This is a genomic window from Ruegeria sp. BHSA123 (assembly GCF_059613425.1).
In genome coordinates, this window is sequence record NZ_JBXWSL010000007.1 from 26,153 (window position 1) to 49,881 (window position 23,729).

A 23,729-nucleotide genomic window follows, 5' to 3' on the forward strand; every position below is an offset into this window, starting at 1 on the left:
GCACCTATCGGAGGCCCAAATGATTCAGGTTCTGTCCAGCGCATGGGCATTGTTGCTCGGCATGGGGTTGCTGATGGTCGGAAACGGCCTTCAGGGCACGATCCTGGGTGTTCGCGGACAACTCGAGGGGTTTTCGACCCTTGAGATGTCTTTTGTAATGTCAGCATATTTTGTTGGTTTTCTGGGTGGTTCACGGCTTGCGCCCGAGATGATCCGGCGTGTTGGTCATGTGCGGGTCTTCGCGGCGCTGGCGTCTTTCATTTCTGCCGTGATGATCATGTATCCGATGCTGGCAGACCCGATTGCCTGGGTTCTGGGACGCGTAGTGATCGGGTTCTGTTTTTCGGGCGTTTACGTCACTGCGGAAAGCTGGCTCAACAACGCAGCCAATAATGAAAACCGCGGTCAGGCCCTGTCGCTTTACATGATCGTTCAGATGTTGGGTATCATCGGCGCGCAGGGCCTTTTCCTGTTGGGCGACCCTGCCGGATACGAAACATTCGTGATCGCCTCGATCCTTGTTTCGGTATCTTTCGCACCGATTTTGCTGTCAATTTCGCCAACGCCGGCATTCGATACTACCAAGCCGATGACGTTGCGGGAATTGATGAAAAGCTCTCCGCTGGGGTGTGTCGGCATGTTCCTGCTAGGCGGCGTGTTCTCGGCGCAATTCGGGATGTCTGCGGTTTACGGGGCCCAGGCCGGTCTGTCCTTGGTTGAGATCTCGGCATTTGTGGCGGCGTTCTATGTTGGGGCAATTGTCCTGCAATACCCGCTGGGCTGGTTTTCCGACCGGATGGACAGGCGTTTCCTGATCCTGTTGGTCGCGGCAACCGGAGCAGTTGGCGCCGTCAGTGGTATGCTTTATGGCTTTTCCTTCGAAATCCTCCTGGCGTCTGCTTTTGTGATCGGCGGAATGACCAACCCTTTGTATTCATTGCTGATTGCGCACACCAACGATTTTCTGGAATACGAGGATATGGCCGCGGCATCCGGTGGTCTGATCTTCATCAACGGCCTTGGGGCAATTACCGGACCCGTTATCACAGGCTGGCTGATGGGTGACGCAGTCTTTGGCCCGCCGGGCTTTTTCCTGATCATTGCCGTGTTGCTTGTCGCATTGGCCGCCTATTCGGTCTACCGGATGACCCAGCGTGCAGCAGTTCCTGTTGATGAAACCGGCACCATGTCGACGCTTTATCCCACTGCATCGCCCGTTGCATTCGAGGTTGCACAGGAAGTTGCCATAGAGGCGGCAGAAGCAGAGTTCGAAGAAGGTGCGCGCGAAACCGCTTGAGACACGAAATTATGTCGGTTGTGTTGCAATATGTTACTGTAACAGTTCTGTAAAAGGGACTTAAATGACGTTACGTCTGGGGCGCGGGCAATTGACGGAGTTTGAGGCAATGGTAACGCCTGAAGAAGTATTGAGTTTTTGGTTAGATGAAGTTGGCCCTAAGGGCTGGTATATTGAAAATGAGGCGCTGGACGCAGACATTCGGGCGCGGTTTCAGTCAACTTGGGAAGCAGCGGCAGCGGGTCGGTTTTCGCTCTGGCTGACTTATCCCAGCGGGGCGCTGGCCTATATCATCCTGACAGATCAGTTCCCGCGTAACATGTTCCGAGGTGAGGCGCGTGCCTTCTCGACCGATCGTGCGGCATTGGCGGCGGCGAAATGCGCAGTCGACAAAGGCTGGGACAAGAAGATCGACGAACCAGCCAGACAGTTCTTTTACCTGCCGATGATGCACTCGGAAAACCTGTGCGATCAGGAACGCTGTGTGCGTCTGATCTGCCAAAACATGAGCAGCGACGCAAGCAACCTGCTGCACGCCAGAGCGCATCGCGAGGTGATCCGCAAGTTCGGTCGTTTCCCGTATCGGAACGCGGCGCTGTCCCGCAGCTCGACTCCGCATGAAACTGCCTATGTCGATATGGGCGGGTACGGCACGACCGTGCGCGAACTACAAGCTACGGGCTGAACGCGAAGCCGCAACCGCTCTTTGGTCACGGCTGCGCTTTATGACTCAGGTGTGCATCCCCGCAATGCCAAAACGCGTTCCGCTGCGATATCGGCGCCGGTTTGGATCGCCTGCGCAATCAGCATTTCTGGCGTGTCAGCCAGTTCCGAAATCCGCTCCTGAACCGTTTGCAGCTTCTGTTCTGCTGCATTCAGGCGCCCCAGCGTTGCCCGGAGGTTTTGCGCGGCTTGGCTGTCTGCAAACGTGTCTTGCTGTGAAAGCGCCGCCAAATCAGTCCGCAACGCCGCAAGCTCGTCCCGAATGCCCTTCGCCTCATCCCGGATGGGGGCCAAGGCCTGAACCGTTTGCGAGACTTCAGCAGTGATGTTTTCGGCTTTGGACGCCAGTTTCCAGCCCAGAAACAGGCACAGCGCAACAAGTATCAATGTGGCATTGAGCAGGGCAAGCAGCAGATCTTTCAGAGTTTTGGCCATGGTCAGCCCCTTGAATGGGTTGAGAAAAGAATAGGTCCGACCGGTGTCGGCGTTTCTTTTCTAGCCATTGCATGGCCCGGGGTATAGGCTGAAATCCGCAAGTTCAGGCATCGCTTACCCTGCGTCCTATTTGTCGCGGGAACGGTGTGTTGATGCGTTCCGAATAATAGTTTAATGGTAAACTAAATTTTCAACTCCTGCGCCGAGAGGAACACATGGCTGCACAATCCTATGATCTGATCGTAATCGGGGCTGGCCCCGGCGGCTATGTCGCTGCAATCCGCGCAGCCCAGCTGGGCCTGAAAACCGCAGTGGTCGAGCGCGAGCATTTGGGGGGGATCTGCCTGAACTGGGGCTGTATTCCGACCAAGGCGCTGTTGCGGTCGTCCGAAGTGTTCCATCTGATGGAGCGCGCCAAGGATTTCGGTCTGAAAGCCGAAAAGATCGGATATGATCTGGACGCGGTGGTCAAACGATCCCGTGGCGTGGCCGCGCAGCTGTCAGGAGGCATTGGCCATCTGCTGAAGAAGAACAAGGTTGCCGTTGTAATGGGGCAGGCCACGATCCCTGCAAAGGGCAAGGTCAGCGTCAAGACCGACAAAGGCACCGAGGAACTGACCGCCAAGAACATCATTCTCGCAACCGGGGCACGGGCGCGGGAACTGCCGGGCCTTGAAGCTGACGGCGATCTGGTCTGGACGTACAAGCACGCACTGCAACCGCCGCGGATGCCGAAAAAACTGCTCGTCATCGGGTCTGGTGCGATCGGCATCGAGTTTGCCAGCTTCTACAATACGCTGGGCGCAGACACCACAGTTGTCGAGGTGATGGACCGGGTGTTGCCGGTCGAAGACGCCGAAATCAGCGCATTGGCCAAGAAGGCGTTCACCAAACAGGGCATGACCATCATGGAAAAAGCCATGGTCAAGCAGCTGGACCGTGGCAAGGGGAAAGTGACCGCGCATATCGAGGTAAAGGGCAAGGTCGAGAAACAAGAGTTCGACACAGTGATCTCGGCTGTCGGGATCGTTGGCAATATCGAAAACCTTGGTCTGGAAGCTCTGGGCGTCAAGATCGACCGGACACATGTGGTTACGGACGAGTATTGCCGCACCGGCGTTGAGGGCCTTTATGCGATCGGTGACATCGCAGGCGCGCCCTGGCTTGCACATAAAGCAAGCCACGAGGGTGTCATGGTCGCGGACCTCATCGCGGGTCAACATGCGCACCCGGTCAAACCCGAAAGCATCGCGGGATGCACCTATTGCCAGCCTCAGGTTGCCTCGGTTGGATATACCGAAGCAAAGGCCAAAGAGCTGGGTTACGACATCAAAGTCGGCCGCTTTCCCTTTATCGGCAATGGCAAGGCCATAGCCTTGGGTGAGCCGGACGGGCTGATCAAAACCGTGTTTGATGCGAAAACAGGCGAGTTGCTGGGCGCCCACATGATCGGTGCCGAAGTTACCGAACTGATTCAGGGTTACGTGGTCGGTCGCCAGCTGGAGACAACGGAAGAAGACCTGATGAACACCGTCTTCCCGCACCCGACACTGTCAGAGATGATGCACGAAAGTGTGCTGGATGCCTATGGTCGCGTGATCCATATGTAAGAACGGCGTAGTTCCCCGTCAGGGTTGGGGGCTCTGCCCCCGCCGCGCGTGCCGCGCGCCTCCCCCGGGATATTTTAGGCCAGATGAAGCAGGGATCCTTTATTCATCTGGCTGCAAATATCCCGGAGCGCGAGGCAGAGCCTCGCATAAGACCTATTTGTTCAAAGCATCCAGAATGCGCGCCCATGACCGGATGCCCTTGTGGAAGCTTTTCACGTCATATTTCTCGTTCGGCGAATGGATGGCATCATCTTCGTTTGCATAGCCAACCAGCATCGAGTCGAGCCCCAGAACGGTGTTGAAATAGCCGACAACAGGGATTGATCCCCCCATTCCAGTGAACACTGCCTCGCGGTCCCATTCATCCGACAATGCGCCGCGCGCGGCTTCGAATTCGGGGCGGGTGATATTCATGACCGAAGCGGGAGACCCTTCCATATCGTTATCCCAGACCACTTTGGCGTCCGGGGATAGCTGATCCTCGACATGTTTGCGGATTTTGGCGCGCAGCGCGTCCGGGTCCATGTCACCAACAAGACGGCAGGTGATTTTGCAATGGGCCTTGGACGGAATAACGGTTTTGGAGCCCGCACCGTTATAACCACCCCACAGCCCGTTCACTTCGAGCGTTGGTCGTGCCCATTGTTGCTCCAAGGTGGAGTAACCCTTTTCGCCATGCGGCTGGGTGTAGCCGACCGAATTCAGATAATCCGCTTCGTCGAAGCCGCAATTCTGCCATTGGCGCAACTGGTCTTCGGGTACTTCATGCACGCCTTCGTAGAACCCGTCGACAGCGATCCGCCCGGTTTCGTCGTCATAAAAAGAGGTCACGATTTTCGACAGTTCGCGCAGCGGATTCAGGCCCGGGCCGCCATAGTGGCCGGAATGCAGGTCGATGCGCGGCCCCACAATGGTAAACTCGTCCTTCAGCATGCCCCTCAACTGCGCCGCAATCGACGGAACGCCGCGTGATACCATGGATGTATCGCAGACCAGCGCCAGATCCGCTTTGAGTTCGGCGGCATTTTCCTTGAGGAAAGGAACCAGTGAGGGCGAGCCTGATTCTTCTTCGCCCTCGAAAAAGAAAGTGATGCGGCAGGGCAAGGATCCGTGTACGGCCTTCCAGGCGCGGCAGGCTTCGACAAAAGTCATTAGCTGGCCTTTGTCGTCTGACGCTCCGCGTCCGCGGATGACCGGTCCGGTTTCGGTGTCCTCAATGGCGGGATCGAATGGATCCCGGTTCCACAGGTTCAACGGATCGACCGGCTGCACATCGTAGTGGCCATAAAACAGGAAATGCGGCGCAGTCGCGTCCTCACCCACGTGGCCAACAACCATCGGGTGGCCCGGTGTTTCCCGTTTCTCTGCCGCAATCCCGATGCTGTTCAGATCGGCGACCAGCCAGTCCGCGGCGCGGCTAACCTCGGCCTTGTATGCGGGGTCAGTCGAGATCGACGGGATGCGCAGCAGTTCCATCAGGCGGTCGATCGAGGTTTGCAGATCTTCGTCAATCCGGTTCAACACGGCGTCTAGCGACATGGGGGGCTCCTGCCTGTTTTTTGTTCCCGCGAACCCTAGCAGCGTTGTCGGCGCCGTCCAGAGTTGTTGACACGAATTGCGGCCCGGCGGTGTAAGCTTTGGGTAGGGAGGCGGGACCTGCGTCGTTTCCACGCGTTCGATGGCCGTAACTTTACTTGTCGGATGGGGTGCAAACTTATATTTGATGCAAATCAAAGTTGGGTTCACCTTTTCGGCTGTAACCAGCTGAATAAGGGAACACAAAGCCACCGAAACAGGGTAAGCTGTGGGAGGTGGCGAAAATATCGCCCAATGGGAAACCGGATACGGGCGTTCAAGGAGGGTCCTTTGGACTATACTGCTCAGCTCGATTCAGCGATTGCCAGGCTGCATGATGAAGGTCGTTACCGGACCTTCATCGATATCGAACGTCGCAATGGGTATTTTCCCCATGCGGTGCGCACACGTCCGGACGGGTCACAGCAGAACATCACCGTATGGTGCGGCAACGATTATCTGGGCATGGGGCAAAACCCGGTCGTTCTGAATGCAATGCACGAAGCTGTTGATGCAGCCGGTGCAGGTTCAGGCGGTACGCGCAATATCTCGGGCACCACGGTTTATCATAAAAGGCTTGAGGCTGAACTGGCCGATCTTCACGGCAAGGAAGCCGCGCTGCTTTTTACCAGCGCCTATATCGCCAATGACGCAACGCTCAGCACGCTGCCCAAACTGTTCCCGGGCCTGATCATCTACTCTGACGCGCTGAACCATGCCTCGATGATCGAAGGCGTGCGCCGGAATGGCGGGGCCAAGCGCATCTTCCGGCACAACGATGTGGCGCATCTGCGCGAGCTGCTTGAAGCGGACGATCCGGCCGCACCCAAGTTGATCGTATTCGAGTCGGTTTATTCTATGGACGGCGATTTTGGTCCGATCGAAGAGATCTGCGATCTGGCAGATGAGTTCGGCGCACTGACTTATATCGACGAAGTGCACGCGGTAGGCATGTATGGCTCGCGCGGCGGCGGTGTGACCGAGCGCGATAACCTTGCCCACCGGATCGACATCATCAATGGCACGCTGGCAAAAGCCTATGGCGTGATGGGCGGCTATATCGCGGCCAGCGCCAAGATGTGCGACGCCGTGCGGTCATATGCGCCGGGCTTTATCTTTACCACGTCCCTGCCACCTGCGGTTGCGGCCGGGGCTGCTGCATCGGTTGCCTACCTGAAAACTGCACCTGAACTGCGTGAGCAGCATCAGACGCAGGCCAAAATCCTCAAGCTGCGGTTGAAGGGGATGGGGTTACCGCTGATCGACCACGGAAGCCATATCGTGCCCGTGATCGTTGGAAACCCGGTCCATACCAAGAAGCTCAGCGATATGCTGTTGGATGATTACGGCATTTATGTGCAACCGATCAATTTCCCGACCGTTCCGCGCGGAACCGAGCGTCTGCGCTTTACCCCTTCTCCGGTGCATGGGCCTGACGAAATGAACCGTCTGGTACAGGCGATGGACGAACTTTGGTCACATTGTGCGCTAAATCGCGCCGAACTTGCCGGTTAACCTCACGCCAAAGTGTGCAACGTATTTGCCGCGTGTTAAGCTTACGCTAACAAAATCGGCGGACGAATCGTTTTGGGGATGATTCGCCGCTAACGCGAAACGCGCGACAGGCAGAATGGGGCAGCAGGAATGATTGGGCGCAGATCACAGCGCGAATCTGATGAGGATGTAGATGTCAGACCGAAAGGGTTTGACGACTACGAGGTACGCCTTGGTGACAAGATGCGCGGCGAACGCGCAACCATGGGCAAATCCCTGTTGGATGTTCAGCGCGAGCTGAGGATCAAAGCCAACTACATTGCTGCCATCGAAAACGCAGATCCTGATGCCTTTGACACGCCCGGCTTTATCGCCGGGTATGTGCGTTCTTACGCGCGTTATCTGGGGATGAACCCGGATGAAACCTTCTCGACTTTCTGCGCGGAAAGCGGTTTTTCGGTCGCGCATGGCATGTCGGCCGAGGCTTCGGTGGTGCGAAAGCCGACCGGCGCGCTTCCGGCGCGTGGGCCAATGGGGCGCGATCCCTTCATCTCGCCCAATACGCCGTATATTCCGGGCAAGGAATCTCTGGTCAGTCAGATTGAACCGCGCGCCATCGGATCGTCGCTGGTACTTTTGGCGGTTATTGGTGGCATCGGCTATGGCGGGTGGGCGGTTCTGAACAAGATCCAGCAGGTACAGGTCAGCCCGGTTGAACAAGCGCCTGTGGTGCTTTCCGACCTTGATCCGCTGGATGCCGTGCGCGACGGCGTTGTCGATGATGCGGTTGCTGCGGCGAACACCGAGGCACTGGACCGCCTCTATCGTCCGCAGGCCTTGGATGTTCCGGTTCTGGTTGCCCGCGATGCGCCGATTTCGACCCTTGATCCACGCGATGTCGGAACCTTCCGCCCGCCAAGCCTGCCGCAGTTCGAAGTCGCCGAAGTGCACACGGTTGAACGACCATCCTTGCCGCAGGTCGTGGAACAGATTGATACCATGCTGAAAATCGTTGCTGTCGATCCTTCTTGGATGCGGGTGACGGCGGCGGATGGCAGTGTTATTTTCGAAGGGACCCTTGGAACGGTCGAGCAAGGCAGTGTCTTTGAGGTTCCGCTAACGGAAGAACCACCGCTGTTGCGGGCAGGGGCGTCGGGATCGGTTTATTTCTCAATGAACGGCGAGCACTATGGCCCGGCAGGGGCACCCGGCACGGTTGCCAAAGGGGTGATCCTTTCGAAAGACGCGGTGTCTGAAGTTTATGCCGTTGCCGATCTTGAGGCGGAACAGAACAGCGCTCTCAAGCAATTGGTGGCTGAACTGCAAACCGAGGCGACAGAAGCGCCCGCCGAGTGATCTTGCCATTGCGGTAACCCCTTTGCCGGACTATCTACAGTCGCAACTCAGGCAGACGCGGATCCGTCCTTATGTCCCTTAATCACGTGCGCCCCTGGCGTGACATATATCGTCGTAAATCCCGTCAAATCATGGTCGGTAACGTTCCCGTCGGGGGGGATGCCCCGATCGCCGTTCAGACCATGACCAACACCCTGACCACCGATGTGGCGGCAACGGTGGCGCAAGTTCAGGCCGCAGCCGAGGCTGGCGCGGATATCGTGCGCGTTTCAGTCCCAGATGAGGCGTCGGCTAAGGCATTGAAAGAAATCGTGCGCGAAAGCCCGGTGCCCATCGTTGCGGACATCCATTTTCACTATCGCCGTGGTATCGAAGCGGCCGAGGCAGGCGCTGCCTGTCTGCGTATCAATCCCGGCAACATCGGCGATGAAAGTCGGGTGAAAGAAGTCATTCAGGCCGCGCGCGACCACAATTGCTCGATCCGCATCGGCGTAAATGCAGGCAGCCTGGAAAAGCACCTGCTTGAGAAATATGGCGAACCGTGCCCCGAGGCGATGGTCGAAAGCGGGTTGGAACATATCCGCATCCTTCAGGACAATGATTTTCACGAGTTCAAGATCAGTGTGAAGGCCAGCGACGTATTCCTGTCCGCCGCCGCGTATCAGGGCATAGCCGAAGCCACTGATGCGCCCATCCATCTGGGTATCACCGAGGCGGGCGGACTGGTGTCCGGCACCATCAAATCCGCCATCGGGTTGGGCAACCTGCTGTGGATGGGGATCGGCGACACGATCCGCGTCAGCCTGTCTGCCGATCCGGTGGAAGAGGTGAAGGTCGGCTTTGAAATCCTCAAATCCCTTGGTCTGCGCCACCGTGGCGTCAACATCATCTCATGCCCGTCCTGCGCGCGGCAGGGGTTTGACGTTATCAAGACCGTCGAGGCGCTGGAACGTCGTCTGGAACACATCAAGACACCGATGAGCCTGTCAATCATCGGCTGCGTGGTCAACGGACCGGGCGAGGCGCTGATGACCGATGTCGGGTTTACCGGTGGCGGGGCAGGATCCGGGATGGTCTATCTGGCGGGCAAGGCCAGCCATAAGATGTCCAACGATCAGATGATCGACCACATCGTGGAGCAGGTCGAAAAGAAAGCCGCGGAACTGGACGCGGCTGCGGAAGCGGCGGAGTAGTGTGGGGTCGGCTGTGTCGGTAAGGCAGACATAGCGACCTTACTCATCCCTTGCCCTGATGCCTGAGCTGTTGCAAACTTGTTTCGTGACCGAACGATGCCTGTTTCGCCGCCGGTTCAGTCGGTAAACAGAACAGCGCGGACCCATGCTTTGGGAGGAGTGTGTCATGACATCCAAGACCGCAGGCCCTACGCCACCTGAGAACCTGACGCCACACCAGCAGGCCATGCCCAAGGTCAATCGGGTTACTTCGGATGATATAAAGGCGTCGCTAAAAGCTGGGTTCTCCGATTTTCTGGCGCGCCCCTTCATGAGCGGTTTCTTCGGGTTTTTCTATGCGGCTTTCGGCATCCTGATGGTCTGGAGCTTGGTCTGGCTTGGCAAGATCTGGATGATCATCCCAGCGATTGTCGGGTTTCCTCTGGTCGCGCCTTTCGCCGCTGCAGGACTTTATGAGATGTCCCGGCGGTTACAGAAGGGAGAGAAATTTGGCTGGTATGAAATCCTCACAGTCATGGCCGATCAACGCAAGCGCGAAATGGGCTGGATGGCCTTTGTTACGCTGTTCATTTTCTGGGTTTGGGTTTACCAGGTCCGGCTTTGGCTTGCGATCATCCTGCAGAATTCATCCTTTTCGGATTTTGACGGATTCTTGAACATCATCTTGTTCACCCCGCAGGGCTGGACATTCCTAGCAATCGGCACCTGTGTCGGGGCGTTTCTGTCGGCTGTCTTGTTTTCGGTCACTGTCGTCGCCATGCCCATGCTTCTGGACCGGGAAACAAATTTCGTTTCAGCCATGTTGACGTCTTTACGCGTCGTCTCGGAAAGCCCTGTGGTCATGCTCGGCTGGGCAGCGATCATCTCGGTCACAATGTTATTGTCGATGGTTCCGGCGTTTATGGGCTTGATCTTTACCTTGCCGATCCTTGGCCATACCACGTGGCATCTCTATCAACGGGCCGTGGAACCGGTAGACGGCTGAGGTCAGCGATCAGTCCGCCTTTTTGTCTGGGGGCAGCTGTGCCGCCCCCAATACCTATCAACCCTGTTCTGCGCGAACGCCATCTGCAATCTGCTGCATCTGATCGGCAGGCAGATAGCCGCGCAGCAACTCGGTTCCCAACACGAATGAGGGCGTGCCCGAAATCTGCATCCGTTGCGCCAGGGCGCGGGTGCGGCTGATCTCATCCGTGACGCTGTCGCTGTCCATCGCGGCGATGATCGCGTCACTGTCCAGACCCAGCCCGTCAGAGATGCGGCGAAGAGTTACTTCTGAGGGTTCGCCGCTGAATTCCATCAGCGCATCGTGAACCTGTTTATAGGCGTCATTGCCCGCCACTTGCTTGGTTGCCACCGCAAAGCGAGAGGACAAAACAGATGCGTCGCCCAGAATTGGCAGTTCTTTGATCACAAAGCGGATATTGCCATCGCTGGCCAGCAGGTTTGCCACTTCGGGCACCGCGCGGCGGCAATAGCCGCAGCGGTAATCCATAAACTCGACCAGTGTGATATCGCCATCCGGGTTGCCCCCAACCCAGCTAAAGCCATCGTCGAACAGTTCGGCCGCATTGGCGGCAACCAGTTCCTTGTCTGCGGCCGCTTCGGCCACTGCGTTTCGCTGTTCGAGGATATTGATTGCCTCGATAATGACTTCGGGGTTTTCCAGCAGGTATTCGCGTACCTGAGCGCCAAACTCTGCCTTTTCGGCATCATTCATCGCGTTCAGGTCCAGCGCCTGCGCTGAGGTCGCCGCCATGGAAAGCCCCAGAAGGGCAGGTGCAGCATGTCTGAGGATCATTTCCGTTTCCTTTTATCTTTCTTGAGTCGTTCTGAGGCAATCAACACGTCTTGAGCCCTTTGCCAACCCGGAGAGCCTTCCGGCAATTGCGCCACGGCCCGTTTCGCGTGAATTCCGGCATCCTCCATCCGACCCTGCAGCGCATAGCGCTCTGCCGTCACGGTCGAAGCCATGCCGTTATTTCCGGCCTGCGCGTAAGCCACACCCAGGTCCTGCATCAGGCGTGCATTACGAAAGTCGCGCGCACGCGCCTGTTCCAGTGCATTCAATGCCTGTTTTGTTTCCCCTTGCGCCAACAGTGCGCGCCCATAGCCCGCAAGGATCAACGCATTGTTAGGTGCCATTTCAACAGCGCTTGCATAGGCTTTAACAGCCTCGCTTACCCTTCTGTTTTCCAATAGGATTTGCCCTTTCAGGTCGTAATAGAACGGGTCATCAGGACGCTCGGCAAGCGCCGAGTCTATCGCGGCACGAGCGCGGGACAGATCGCGATTCTGATGATAGGCCGAAGCCTCTCGCATCAGGCGGATGTCGCGGTAGGGTTCTTCGCCGGCGCGCCGCAAGGTCCAACTGGGCGACCGCAGAAAGGCCGACAGCTTGCCTTTAACCCGCGCAAACCAGTAATCCGCATTGGGGTTTGGAACGGCTCGGTCGCCAAACTCATCCAGGAAAGCCTCGGCGGCGCGCAGACGATCACGGCTTGTCGGGTGTGATCGCATATAGGGGTCCTGGTTGGCGACACTCAGCAGTTCCTGACCGGCGAACTTTCGGTGCAACTCCACCATCCCGCTGGGTGAGATTTCGGCCCATCGCAGGTAACTTGCGGCGCTGCGGTCGGCGGATGCCTCTTCCGCGCGGGTGTGACCCAGAAAACCGCGGATTGCCGCGCCTTGGGTGCCAGCAGCGATCCCGATGGCGGCCTCGCCCCCACCCGCCGCTGCAGCCAGCAGGGCCAAAGCCGTGCCGAGGCTGGCGTTGCGCTGCGCGGCTTTCAGGTTCTCAGCCCGTCGCGCCAGATGACCATTCGAGATATGGGCGGCCTCGTGGGCGATGACAGCCTGCAACATCTCAGGGCTTTCGACGGTCAGAATCAGCCCGTAGTTCACATAAATCGCGTTGTAGTCGATGACGAATGCGTTGAACGTGTTGTCGTTTACGACCAGAATCTGAACCCGGTTCGTGTTCAGCCCCGCAGCCCGCAACACCGGAAAGGCCAGTTCACGCAGGCCATGTTCGATATCAGGGTCGCGGATTAGGCTCTGCGCGTGCGATTGCATCGCTGCCGCCAGCCAGACGACAACGGCAACCATCAGGGCCGGGATTGACGCCAACCGGGATACGCGCTCAAAAGCCATGACTGCAACATGGGAGATGGGCATGAGAAACTCAACCCGGTCCGGGGTCGATCCGTTCATCGTGATGGATGTGATGGAGGCGGCACGCAAGGCCGAAGAGGCGGGTCGCCACGTGATCCACATGGAAGTCGGCCAACCCGGAACCGGCGCGCCAAAGGGCGCGACCGAGGCTTTGGCAGCGGCGATGGAGCAAGGCCCGCTGGGCTATACGGTTGCCCTGGGTCTGCCCGCCCTGAGGCAGCGGATCGCCCGGCTTTACGGGGATTGGTACAATGTTGATCTGAACCCAGAGCGGGTGGTGATCACACCTGGCTCGTCCGGCGGATTCCTGCTGACCTTTACCGCATTGTTCGACAGCGGTGACCGTGTCGGTATCGGGGCGCCCGGCTATCCGTCCTATCGCCAGATCCTGAAGGCGCTAGGGCTGGTCCCGGTCGACCTGCCGACCGCGCCGGAAAACAGGTTGCAGCCCGTGGCGGCGGATATTCAGGGGATGGACCTGAAAGGGCTGATGGTTGCCTCGCCCGCAAATCCGACCGGTACGATGCTGGACCGTGCCGCCATGAGCACCCTGATCCAGGCGGCGCACGGGCAGGGCGCGTCGTTCATCAGTGATGAGATTTACCACGGGCTGGAATACGAAGCCAAAGCCGTGACGGCGCTGGAGCTGACTGATGAATGCTATGTGATCAACTCGTTCTCGAAATACTTTTCGATGACCGGATGGCGCGTAGGCTGGATGGTGGTGCCCGAGGATCAGGTGCGCGTGGTCGAACGGATTGCTCAGAACATGTTCATCTGCGCCCCTCATGCCAGCCAGGTCGCAGCGCTGGCTGCGATGGATTGCGACGACGAGTTGCAAGCCAATCTGGATGTGTACCGCCGCAATCGCGCGCTGATGCTGGACGGGCTGCCCAAGGCCGGGTTTTCGAACATAGCGCCGCCCGACGGGGCGTTTTATGTTTATGCAGATGTATCCGACCTGACCGACGATAGCCGCACATTTGCGGCCGAGATTCTGGAACTGGCCGGTGTGGCCGTGACGCCAGGGCTGGATTTCGACCCGCAGCGCGGCCATACCGCATTGCGTTTTTCCTATGCGCGCGCGACGGATGACATTCAGGAAGGGCTTGAGCGTTTGCGTCAGTTTATGACCCGGCGCGGTGCTGTCAGGGAAAGGGCCTGAACCGTTCACAAACCGCCGCTTGTGGTATAGGGTGCCCGACAAACGATCTCGGGAAAACTTGAGGCCATGAGCAGGATCTTCTTTAGCATTGCGCTGTTCTGGGCGTTGGCTGGTGGTGCCATTGCGCAGGATTTCAGCGCGTTGGCGCGTGTCCAGCCTGACCAGAGCCGTATTACGGATGTCGGGCGTACCGGTGTTCGGGTGGACATCGCCCTCAGTCAGGGCGTTCCCTACAGGATTTTCACCTTGCAGGATCCCTACCGTATGGTTCTGGACTTCAACGAAGTGGATTGGGTCGGGCTGATCCGCGAAGATTTCCTGCAATCCGATCGCATCAGCGGCGTGCAGTTTGGCGCATATGTTCCGGGTTGGTCACGTCTGGTGCTGGAACTGGGGGCGCCGATGGCAGTGACGAAAGCAGAAATGTCGGTGGCAGAGGATTCAGGTGCTGCATTGCTGTCGCTCGACCTCAAGGGGACGGATTTCGATGCCTTCAACGCCTCGGCAGGTGCGCCGCGAAACCCGGGCTGGGACTTGCCGGAACCGGCGGATGTGCCTCAAGCCGCGGTGCGCGGTGCCGACCGACCCTTGCGTGTCATGCTGGATCCGGGCCACGGAGGCATTGACCCGGGGGCCGAGACTGACGCGATTGATGAAAAAACCCTGATGCTGACTTTCGCACGTGAGCTGCGCGAAATCCTTCTAAGATCAGGCGGGTACGAGGTGGTTCTGACGCGGGTCGACGATCAGTTCGTCTCGCTGGAGCGCCGAATTGCGCTGGCGCACCGGGCCGGTGCGGACCTGTTCATTTCGCTGCACGCTGATTCCCTGTCCGAAGGGCGGGCGCATGGCGCTGTGGTTTATACCCTGTCCAACGATGCCTCGGATGTGGCCAGTGCGAAGCTGGCGGAACGGCACGACCGCGGGGATTTGATTTCCGGTATCGATCTGAACGGGGCGGATGATCAGGTCACCGATGTTCTGCTGGACATGGCCCGTCAGGAAACGATGCCACGCACAAGCGCGCTGGCCAAGGCCATCGCAAACGGCCTGGCACAACAAGGCGGGCCGATGAACGGCAAACCCTTGCGTACCGCATCTTTTTCAGTACTCAAGGCGGCGGACATCCCGTCGGTTCTGGTCGAGCTTGGATTTCTGTCCAGTCCCAGAGACCTGAAGAACCTCAAAGATCCTGATTGGCGTGCAAGAATGGCGCTGGGAATTCATCGGGGGCTTGAGGATTGGCGCCAGCAGGATGTGATCCGCAAATCCCTTATTGGTCAGTGACCTTGCGGCGTAAAACGGCTAGAATACGCTCGGTGTTTTGACCCTTGGGTGGCGCATCACTATATATGCAGCACCGCGAAAAAAAGGCAGTAACGTGATCCGGTTCATTCTTTCGATTTTCGGGGCGATTTTCAGCCTCGTGACATTGGGTATTTTCATGGCCGCGCTGGTGATCGGCGCGGTGTTCTGGATGTATGGGCGCGACCTGCCCAGCCACGAGTCACTGGCACAGTACAAACCACCCACGATCAGCCGGATCTATTCGGGTGAAGGCAAGCTGATTGATGAATTCGCGCAGGAACGCCGCCTGTTTACGCCATCCGAGGAAATCCCGGATCTGGTGAAGCAGGCGTTTATTTCGGCGGAAGACAAGAATTTCTACAACCATCAGGGCTATGACCCGCGCGGCATCATTGCCGCCGGGGTCGAGGCAGTGCGGACCAAGGGCGAAACCGTACGCGGTGCATCAACCATCACGCAGCAGGTCATGAAGAACTTTCTGCTGTCCGGTGACCGCCGGGCCGAGCGTAAGATCAAGGAAATCATTCTTGCGACTCGGCTTGAGGATACATTGGACAAGGAACAGATCCTCGAACTTTATATGAACGAGATCTTTCTGGGCCAGAACTCGTACGGTGTGACTGCCGCTGCGCAGACCTATTTCAACAAGACTCTCCAGGAACTGGCCCCGCATGAGGCCGCCATGCTGGCTGCCATGCCCAAAGCGCCGTCAGATTACCACCCCGTTTGGGAAAAAGAACGCCTTCTGGCCCGGCGCAACTACGTGTTACGTGAGATGCGGCAGAACGGTTACATTGATCAGGCGACCTATGAGGCCGAGGTCGAGCTGCCTCTGCGCTCGGTCCAGAACGGAGATTTTGAAAGCTTCCGTACGGCCCTGCCGCCCCGCGACTATTTCACCGACGAAATCCGCCGCCAGCTGAGCGAAGATTTTGGTGAGGGCGAGTTCTTTACCGGGGGCTTCACCGTGCGTGCATCGGTGGACGAGGAAATGCAGGTTGAGGCCGCACGGGCCTTGCGCGAGGCGCTCGAGAAATACGACCGGTCCCGTGGCAAATGGCGCGGAACAGGTGACGTGATCCCGGAAGAAAAACTGGCGGATGAGGCGCAATGGCGCGAGGCGCTGGCGACCATGGAAATTCCGCGCGACGTTATTCTGCCAACCCGTTGGTATCCCGCCGTGGTTCTGGGCGTGACCGACCAGCAACTGACCGTTGGTGTCGAAGAAGGTCCTGCCGATGGGATTATCCCGCGCGCGGACATCAAGTGGATGCAGGGTGATTTTGCGGCCAACTTCAAGCGTGGTGATGTCATTTTTGTCGTTGCGGGTGAAGATGGGCAATGGTCGGCGCGCCAGGTGCCCGAGGTACAAGGCGGCTTTGTCGCGATGGATGTGAACTCGGGTCGTGTTCTGGCGATGCAGGGCGGGTTCTCGTATCAGGATACCGTGTTCAACCGGGCCACACAGGCACAACGCCAGCCGGGATCGTCGTTCAAGCCGTTTGTCTATGCTGCCGCGCTGGACAGCGGATACAGCCCCGCGACCATCGTTGTCGATGCGCCAATCGAAGTGAACACGCCGCAGGGTCTGTGGCGCCCCAAGAACTCCTCCAACAAGTTCTACGGCCCTACACCTTTGCGAACAGGGATCGAACAGTCGCGGAACCTGATGACCATCCGTCTGGCGCAGGAAGTTACAATGCCCGTTGTTGCCGGCTATGCGGAACGGTTCGGTGTCTATGACCGGATGGGCGCGTTTTTGGCCAATTCGCTGGGGGCCGAGGAAACCACGCTTTACAAGATGGTCGCGGCCTATGCGATGTTCGCCAATGGCGGCCAACGTGTGGAACCGACTCTAGTCGACCGCATTCAGGACCGGTTCGGAAAAACCATCTATCGCCACGATGACCGTCAGTGTCTGGACTGTAACTCGACCTGGCTGGAACCAGATGAATCGCCGACCCTTGTCACGGATCGCGCGCAGGTCATGGATGCGATCACGGCCTATCAGCTGACATCGATGATGAAGGGCGTGGTGGATCGCGGGACAGCATCCGGCGTAGTGAATCTGCCGGTGCCAACAGCAGGCAAAACCGGAACCACCAACGACTCCAAGGATGCGTGGTTCATCGGCTTTACGTCGAACATCGTGGCGGGTTGCTACATCGGCTATGATCGACCGCGTCCGATGGGACGTGGGGCCTATGGTGGCACGTTGTGCGGCCCAGTTTTCCAGAGCTTCATGGAAAAAGCGGTCGAGAAATACGGCGGTGGTCCGTTTGAAGTGCCCGAAGGCGGCCATTTCATCAAGATCGACCGTTTCAGCGGGGCCCGCCTGCCAGATGATGCCACCGGTGATTATGTCGTGGCCGAATTCTTCCGCGACGGTGTCGATGGATTCATCGACCGTGTCTATGATGGTGGTTTTGCCATCGGATCGGATCTGCCATTGTTTGAAGAAGTGCAGCGCGCGGGGGTTCAGGTTCAGACGTCAACGGGCGAAACCGTGACCGTTGGACCGAAAGCTTCCCAAGGGGACCTGAGCACCGGCGGGCTTTACTGACCGGCCGCTTTCAGAAACAGGTTTAGTAGATCAGCTTCTGCGTCACCGCAGATCGGGCCGTCAGATCGCCAGTAGATGGACAATGCGCATTTCGCGGCAGCCCATTGAGCCAGCCGTATTCGTGGTACACTCATTGCTTTGGAATACTCCGACAGACAGGTTTCGATTTGCAGGGGCTGGCGCACAAGATCCGGCATTCCCTTAGGGTGTCGCAACGCGTTGGCCAGTTCAAAAGCGGGATCGCCTAGATAACCTTTTGCATCGATGATCCGGGGTCCTGATGGTGTCATAATGACATTGTCTGGGTGAAAGTCCCCGTGAAGAGGTACGGGTAATGGTTGGCTGTCTAACAGGTCTTCACTTAGTGCAATCGCTGACTTCACCGCGTTACGCAGTTGGGCAGGGCACTCGGCCGCAAAGGTGCATTCAGCCAAAGGGGCGAACACCTTTTGCAAGGGTTTCATGCCAGTGGCGCTGACCGGGCCCCCTGCGTGCAAACGTGCTGCTGTTTCTGCAAGTGTCTTGACGGCGTCTTCGGGCCTGCCCGCGCGGGCGATATCCCCCAGAGATGGTCCATCCAACCACTCCATCAGCACGGCGCTCCGTGCCTCTTCCAAAATCCGAACAGCGCCCCTGTCGCGCCACCCGACCAACAAGCTGGTGCCCGGTTTTTCGTTCCCGCGATCTTGCCTGCGATAAAGCTTCAAGGCAGCCGGGCCGCAATTGGATTGTACTTTCCACACTCTTGCATGGCCGGTGTCCGCAACCAGTTCAGGCAAGTGCAAATCCCATCTGCCCAGAAACTCTTCGACTGTGTTTTGCATTCAGGTCAAGCCTGTCTTGTGGTGTCTCGCACCTCTTGCTATCACGCAGGCCTGATTGAGCAAGTTGGGACAAGACCATGCGCGCCGAAACCCAGAACATCGTGGCGGATATCAAAAAGTCGCTGGAGCTGCTGGCGCAGCGTATGGACTATGAAACCGCGCCGCATCGCCTTGAGGAATTCAACGCGCGCGTCGAAGACCCCAACCTTTGGGATAACCCTGAAAACGCGCAGAAACTGATGCGCGAGCGGCAGATGCTGGTCGATGCAATCGAGACGTATGAATCCATCAAGACCGATCTCAGCGACAATATCGAACTGATTGAGTTGGGCGAGATGGAGGAAGACCAAGAAGTCGTTCAGGATGCCGAAGCGGCGATCAAGACGCTGAAAGCCAGAGCCGCCAAAAAAGAGCTTGAGGCGCTGCTGGACGGTGAGGCTGACAGCAATGATACTTTCCTCGAAATCAACTCGGGCGCGGGGGGAACCGAAAGCTGCGACTGGGCGTCGATGCTGGCGCGCATGTATGTGCGCTGGGCAGAGAAAAAGGGTTACACGGTCGAGCTGCAATCCGAAACACCGGGCGAAGAAGCTGGGATCAAATCCGCAGCCTACAAGATTTCTGGTCACAACGCCTATGGCTGGCTGAAATCGGAAAGCGGCGTGCATCGGCTGGTGCGGATTTCGCCCTATGACTCGGCGGCCAAGCGCCACACGTCGTTCAGCTCGGTCTGGGTCTATCCGGTGGTCGACGACAATATCGAGATCGAGGTGAACCCGGCCGATATCCGCATCGACACCTACCGGTCTTCGGGGGCTGGTGGCCAGCACGTGAACACCACCGACTCGGCCGTCCGGATTACACACATCCCGACCGGGATTGTTGTGACCAGCTCGGAAAAGTCGCAGCACCAGAACCGCGATATTGCCATGAAGGCCCTGAAGTCGCGTCTGTACCAGCAGGAACTGGATCGCCGCAACGCGGATATCAACGCCGCGCACGAGGCCAAGGGCGACGCAGGCTGGGGCAACCAGATCCGGTCTTACGTGTTGCAGCCCTATCAGATGGTAAAGGACCTGCGAACCAATCACGAAACCTCGGATACCAAAGGCGTTCTGGACGGCGATCTGGACGGATTCATGGCGGCAACCTTGGCCCTGAACGTGGCAGGCAAAAGCCGATCCGAGGCGCAGGGCGACAGCTAAGGTGACACGCCAGCGTTCCCTTCTGGACCTGCTGAAAGGGCACTGGCAGCTTATCCTGATCACCGGTCTGGTCTTTGCGCTCTGGAATACGCCGGTTGTTGTTCCGCTTAAAATTCTGGTCGTTTTTCTGCATGAGCTGTCTCATGCCGGGACAATCCTACTGACTGGCGGCTCGGTCGAGAGTTTCACGATTTCACCCCAGCAAGGCGGAATGGTGATCGGCCGGGGCGGCAGCAGATTTCTCAGCCTGTCCGCCGGGTATCTCGGCTCGCTTGTGTTTGGCATTGCGCTTTTGATCATCGCCTTGCGGACAAATGCTGACCGTGCTGTTCTGGCTGTTTTCGGCGCAATCATGTGTCTGATCGCACTGCTGTACATACGCGATGCTTTCGCCTTACTGTTTTGCGCAGGGGTCGGGACGGCAATGATTGCGACAGCGTGGTTTATGAGCCACGAGGTCAGTGATCTGGTGCTGCGCGTCATCGGGCTGACCAGCATGATCTACGTGCCGTTTGATATCTTTGATGACACCATCCGACGATCCGGTGCGCGCTCGGACGCGTTCCTGCTGGCCGAGGAATTCGGCGGCACCGCGATGCTGTGGGGTGGCGTCTGGCTGGTGTTGAGTGGTGGCGCCATTGCCCTTTGTCTACGGTATTGGCTGGGCCGGAACAGCAACCTGCCATTGCACGGCAAAGCGTTGTGATGCCGTTGTATGTTAAGCAAGAAAAGATACATCTAAACAGTGGGTTTAAATGAGGTGAGCCGCTCGCTAGGCTGTTGAAGAACAACAACAGACTGGCGTGTTATGGACCTGACCCGGATATCTGCAACAGAGCTTCTGAACCAACTGGCTACCCGGCAGGTTTCGGCCATGGAAGTCATGCAGGCCACGCTGGATCGCATTGCCAAGGTCAACGGTGGGGTGAACGCCATAGTGGCGCTGCGGGACAAGGGCGAGCTGATGGCCGAAGCACAGGCCCGCGACAGCGGCCCCGTCGCTGGCCCGCTGCACGGCTTGCCAATTGCCGTCAAGGATTTGGTCAATGTAGCAGGTATTGTCTCTTCGCATGGATCGCCTGTTTTCAGGGATGTCGTCCCTGACAGGGATGATCTGATTGCCGCTAGGATGCGGGCCGCAGGCGCCATCCTGATCGGCAAGACCAACACGCCGGAGTTCGGGCTGGGCTCGCACACGTTCAACCCGGTCTATGGTGCGACGCGCAACCCGTATGATGCCAGTTTCACCTGCGGTGGCTCATCCGGTGGAGCAGCAGTGGCTTTGGCGACGGGTATGGTGGCATTGGCCGACGGGTCCGACATGATGGGCAGCCTGCGCAACCCGGCGGCGTGGAACAACATCTATGGCTTTCGCCCAAGCTGGGGCAGGGTGCCGTCTGATCCTGTGGGTGACAGTTTCCTGCATCAACTGTCCACGCTGGGGCCGATGGCGCGAAGCCCCGAGGATCTGGGTCTCCTGCTCGATGTGATCTCGGGGCCTGATCCACGCCTGCCGCTGGCCAGAGATTGTACGCCGGTGTCACCGGTGGTCGCAGCAGATCTGAGCGGGCTGCGCATTGGCTGGCTGGGCGATTGGGGCGGGGCCTTTCCAACAGAGGTCGGAATTCTTGAGCTGTGCCGGGATGCGTTGAAGGTGTTCGAAATGCTCGGCGCGCGCGTTGAACATGTCGCCCCGCCTTTTGATGCCGAACGGTTATGGACCAGTTGGATCACCCTGCGGTCCTGGAGCGTTGCCGCAGGGCTTGAACCCTTGGCTGAACGACGGGACCACCTGAAAGACACAGCACAGTGGGAGCTGGATCGGGGTCTGACGATGAGTGCCATGGATGTGCATCACGCCAGTGTTATCCGGTCAGACTGGTTCCGGCGCGCGGCTGAACTGTTCGAGCAGTTTGATGCCCTTGTCCTGCCATCCGCACAGGTTTGGCCGTTTGGGATTGAAACACCATACCCCACACGGATCGCGGACTGCGCAATGGATACATATCATCGCTGGATGCATGTCACGGTACCGGTCAGCCTGATCGGCTTGCCTTGTCTGGCTGCGCCTGCCGGATTTGGTGTGCAGGGCCTGCCCATGGGCTTTCAACTGTTTGGACCAAGAGGGTCGGATCAGAAATTACTGTCGGTCGGGGCGGCCTATCACGCCGAAACCGACTGGCCCAACAAGAGGCCGGCGATGTCATAACGCCGATCAGGGAGGAGACTTAATGGAAAAGCCATTTGGCGTTCCGGACATGCGTCCGGTAGATACTGCCATGCTACGCGCCGCGTTGGGGCGCGCCTGGGCCGACTTTCGGCGTGCGCCGCAGTTCGGGTTGATCTTTGCCGGGTTCTACGTGCTTGCGGGATGGGCGATGGCATGGGTCACCATCCAGACCGGTACAACCTTCTGGCTGGTTCTGGCAGCCATTGGCTTTCCGTTGATCGGCCCGTTTGCCGCTGTTGGCCTTTACGAGGTGTCGCACCGGCTGGAACAGGGTGAACCGCTGGATCTTGGCGCAATCTTTGGTGTCGTGCTGCAACAAAGCCGTAGGCAATTGCCGTCGATCTGCGCCATCATCGTCGTGGTGTTTCTGTTCTGGTTTTTTCTGGGGCACATGATCTTTGCCCTGTTCCTTGGGCTGGCCACGATGACAAACGTGTCATCCTCGCTTGAGGTCTTTCTGACGGCGAATGGCCTGACAATGCTGGCTGTGGGCACGGTGGTCGGGGCGGTTTTCGCAACCGTTCTGTATATGATCACCGTTTTGTCGATCCCACTGCTGCTGGATCGCGAGTTGGATTTTGTCACGGCAATGATTGCAAGCTTTACCTATGTGTCCGGGAACTTTCCGGTGATGCTTGCCTGGGGGGTGATCATCGCTGTTTTGACGTTTCTGGCCATGGTGCCCTGGTTTTTGGGCCTTCTGGTGGTCCTGCCACTGTTGGGCCACGCCAGTTGGCACCTGTATAGGCAAATCACCCAAGTCGAAGGCGAGGGCACATCGTCCTGAGAAAACCGGTCAGGGATACTGTGCCGGATTGTTGGTCGACAACCGTGCAGCGGCGAAAATCGCCGTTGCATCGTGCCCGAGATATTTTAGAACCACGGGTTCCGGTGTCGAAGGGTTGGCCGGGCTTATGACCGTGCCGCGCCACTGAACTGCTGTTCCCGTCGGATCGGGTGCAATCATATAAACACGACTGTTCTGACCCGCTCGCTGAGAGGTCAGCATATAGACGGAACTGCCGGTGCAGGCGACGATCCCCTGTATTTCGCGCGCCTGTGGTGTTGCTTCGGGCATCGCGGCGCGCGACACATATCCGCGTATCAACGTGCATTGGGCCAGTGGTCGGGCGTGCAGCAAGGTCATACGGTGCGAGGCCGAGACGCTTTCGATCACGGCATAAAACCCCGGAGAAAACGCAGTTCTGGCGATCATGTCCACACCTGATCCCAGGAACTCGGTCAAGGCCGCCGCTGCGGGGTGGTCCTCGATCTTTTCAATTTCGTCCAGAGGCTTCAGGAGAATGCGCGCATCCACGTCGAAAAACCGGCAGATGCGATCCAGAACATCCGGCCGTGGAACACTTTCGCCCGAAAGATACCTGTTGAATTGCGTCCGATTCACGCCAAGCTTGCGGCACAGTGCTGAGACTGACCGATACCTTCGTGCCAGTTGCCGCAGGTTCGCACCAAACATCGCGCGAAGTTCAGACGGGCTGCGAATGTCGTCGGTCATGGATGCCCACGCCTTGCTGAGTTTCCCGAAAAACCATCGCAACACCGGGCCAGACCCT

At 58.1% G+C, this 23,729-nt stretch carries 20 protein-coding genes; 14 read left to right on the forward strand and 6 right to left on the reverse strand.

Going from position 1 to position 23,729, the window contains the following annotated elements; genetic code table 11:
- Positions 1–19 precede the first annotated feature (19 nt).
- Together AC2FNC_RS05555 and AC2FNC_RS05560 are read left to right on the forward strand one after the other, a co-directional pair.
- Complete coding sequence (locus AC2FNC_RS05555; protein ID WP_480485322.1) at positions 20–1,297, forward strand: MFS transporter; 1,278 nt, start codon at positions 20–22, stop codon at positions 1,295–1,297.
- 109 nt (positions 1,298–1,406) lie between these two features.
- Positions 1,407–1,982 (forward strand): DUF924 family protein, encoded by a 576-nt coding sequence (locus AC2FNC_RS05560; protein WP_480476775.1) that lies wholly within the window; start codon positions 1,407–1,409, stop codon positions 1,980–1,982.
- A gap of 38 nt (positions 1,983–2,020) precedes the next feature.
- Here the strand turns inward: AC2FNC_RS05560 and AC2FNC_RS05565 are convergent, their stop codons facing one another.
- A complete protein-coding gene (locus tag AC2FNC_RS05565; RefSeq protein WP_480517426.1) occupies positions 2,021–2,455 on the reverse strand; it encodes a hypothetical protein in 435 nt (144 codons plus the stop codon).
- Positions 2,456–2,670: 215 nt separating this feature from the next.
- Here AC2FNC_RS05565 and lpdA point away from each other — a divergent pair, with 215 nt between their 5' ends.
- Complete coding sequence (gene lpdA / locus AC2FNC_RS05570) at positions 2,671–4,065, forward strand: dihydrolipoyl dehydrogenase (RefSeq protein WP_480517424.1); 1,395 nt, start codon at positions 2,671–2,673, stop codon at positions 4,063–4,065.
- 153 nt (positions 4,066–4,218) lie between these two features.
- On the opposite strand, the gene AC2FNC_RS05575 is transcribed toward lpdA, so the two are convergent.
- Positions 4,219–5,604 carry a M20/M25/M40 family metallo-hydrolase gene (locus AC2FNC_RS05575; RefSeq protein ID WP_480473343.1) on the reverse strand — a complete coding sequence of 462 codons (1,386 nt, stop codon included), beginning with the start codon at positions 5,602–5,604 and terminating at the stop codon, positions 4,219–4,221.
- A 327-nt stretch (positions 5,605–5,931) separates the two neighbouring features.
- Between AC2FNC_RS05575 and hemA the strand changes: the two genes are divergently transcribed.
- The 4 genes from hemA to AC2FNC_RS05595 all read left to right on the forward strand — a co-directional run bounded on the left by hemA (position 5,932) and on the right by AC2FNC_RS05595 (position 10,668).
- Positions 5,932–7,155: a 5-aminolevulinate synthase gene (gene hemA / locus AC2FNC_RS05580; RefSeq protein ID WP_480480456.1), complete on the forward strand. Its 1,224-nt coding sequence runs from the start codon at positions 5,932–5,934 to the stop codon at positions 7,153–7,155.
- A 129-nt stretch (positions 7,156–7,284) separates the two neighbouring features.
- On the forward strand, positions 7,285–8,490 hold the full coding sequence (locus AC2FNC_RS05585) for a helix-turn-helix domain-containing protein (RefSeq protein WP_496714785.1): 1,206 nt from the start codon (positions 7,285–7,287) through the stop codon (positions 8,488–8,490).
- A 71-nt stretch (positions 8,491–8,561) separates the two neighbouring features.
- The gene (gene ispG, locus AC2FNC_RS05590) at positions 8,562–9,683 is read left to right on the forward strand and encodes a flavodoxin-dependent (E)-4-hydroxy-3-methylbut-2-enyl-diphosphate synthase (protein WP_480473338.1); all 1,122 of its coding nucleotides are present in this window, start codon (positions 8,562–8,564) and stop codon (positions 9,681–9,683) included.
- Between the two features lie 166 nt (positions 9,684–9,849).
- Positions 9,850–10,668 carry a DUF2189 domain-containing protein gene (locus AC2FNC_RS05595; protein WP_480473337.1) on the forward strand — a complete coding sequence of 273 codons (819 nt, stop codon included), beginning with the start codon at positions 9,850–9,852 and terminating at the stop codon, positions 10,666–10,668.
- Between the two features lie 57 nt (positions 10,669–10,725).
- On the opposite strand, the gene AC2FNC_RS05600 is transcribed toward AC2FNC_RS05595, so the two are convergent.
- Both AC2FNC_RS05600 and AC2FNC_RS05605 read right to left on the reverse strand, forming a co-directional pair.
- Positions 10,726–11,484: a DsbA family protein gene (locus tag AC2FNC_RS05600; RefSeq protein WP_480553759.1), complete on the reverse strand. Its 759-nt coding sequence runs from the start codon at positions 11,482–11,484 to the stop codon at positions 10,726–10,728.
- The gene (locus tag AC2FNC_RS05605) at positions 11,481–12,863 is read right to left on the reverse strand and encodes a M48 family metalloprotease (RefSeq protein ID WP_496714786.1); all 1,383 of its coding nucleotides are present in this window, start codon (positions 12,861–12,863) and stop codon (positions 11,481–11,483) included. The genes AC2FNC_RS05600 and AC2FNC_RS05605 overlap by 4 nt, the downstream gene beginning before the upstream one ends.
- Between AC2FNC_RS05605 and AC2FNC_RS05610 the strand changes: the two genes are divergently transcribed.
- From AC2FNC_RS05610 to AC2FNC_RS05620, 3 genes are all read left to right on the forward strand, one after another.
- Positions 12,862–14,025: a pyridoxal phosphate-dependent aminotransferase gene (locus tag AC2FNC_RS05610; RefSeq protein ID WP_480624511.1), complete on the forward strand. Its 1,164-nt coding sequence runs from the start codon at positions 12,862–12,864 to the stop codon at positions 14,023–14,025. The two genes, AC2FNC_RS05605 and AC2FNC_RS05610, sit on opposite strands and share 2 nt — an antisense overlap.
- A 66-nt stretch (positions 14,026–14,091) precedes the next feature.
- Positions 14,092–15,312 (forward strand): N-acetylmuramoyl-L-alanine amidase, encoded by a 1,221-nt coding sequence (locus AC2FNC_RS05615; RefSeq protein WP_496714787.1) that lies wholly within the window; start codon positions 14,092–14,094, stop codon positions 15,310–15,312.
- 94 nt (positions 15,313–15,406) lie between these two features.
- A complete protein-coding gene (locus tag AC2FNC_RS05620) occupies positions 15,407–17,896 on the forward strand; it encodes a penicillin-binding protein 1A (RefSeq protein WP_480493002.1) in 2,490 nt (829 codons plus the stop codon).
- Here the strand turns inward: AC2FNC_RS05620 and AC2FNC_RS05625 are convergent.
- Complete coding sequence (locus AC2FNC_RS05625) at positions 17,890–18,720, reverse strand: aminoglycoside phosphotransferase family protein (protein ID WP_480553754.1); 831 nt, start codon at positions 18,718–18,720, stop codon at positions 17,890–17,892. The two genes, AC2FNC_RS05620 and AC2FNC_RS05625, sit on opposite strands and share 7 nt — an antisense overlap.
- A gap of 77 nt (positions 18,721–18,797) precedes the next feature.
- Between AC2FNC_RS05625 and prfB the strand changes: the two genes are divergently transcribed.
- The 4 genes from prfB to AC2FNC_RS05645 all read left to right on the forward strand — a co-directional run bounded on the left by prfB (position 18,798) and on the right by AC2FNC_RS05645 (position 22,942).
- Positions 18,798–19,925, forward strand: coding sequence for a peptide chain release factor 2 (prfB, locus tag AC2FNC_RS05630; protein WP_480473323.1), 1,128 nt, complete (start codon positions 18,798–18,800; stop codon positions 19,923–19,925).
- Position 19,926: 1 nt separating this feature from the next.
- Positions 19,927–20,631, forward strand: coding sequence for a M50 family metallopeptidase (locus AC2FNC_RS05635; RefSeq protein ID WP_496714788.1), 705 nt, complete (start codon positions 19,927–19,929; stop codon positions 20,629–20,631).
- A gap of 102 nt (positions 20,632–20,733) precedes the next feature.
- The gene (locus AC2FNC_RS05640) at positions 20,734–22,134 is read left to right on the forward strand and encodes an amidase (RefSeq protein ID WP_496714789.1); all 1,401 of its coding nucleotides are present in this window, start codon (positions 20,734–20,736) and stop codon (positions 22,132–22,134) included.
- A gap of 22 nt (positions 22,135–22,156) precedes the next feature.
- Positions 22,157–22,942, forward strand: coding sequence for a DUF2189 domain-containing protein (locus AC2FNC_RS05645; protein WP_480553751.1), 786 nt, complete (start codon positions 22,157–22,159; stop codon positions 22,940–22,942).
- A 9-nt stretch (positions 22,943–22,951) separates the two neighbouring features.
- Here AC2FNC_RS05645 and AC2FNC_RS05650 read toward each other — a convergent pair whose 3' ends face one another.
- Complete coding sequence (locus AC2FNC_RS05650) at positions 22,952–23,671, reverse strand: helix-turn-helix domain-containing protein (protein WP_480553750.1); 720 nt, start codon at positions 23,669–23,671, stop codon at positions 22,952–22,954.
- Positions 23,672–23,729 lie beyond the last annotated feature (58 nt).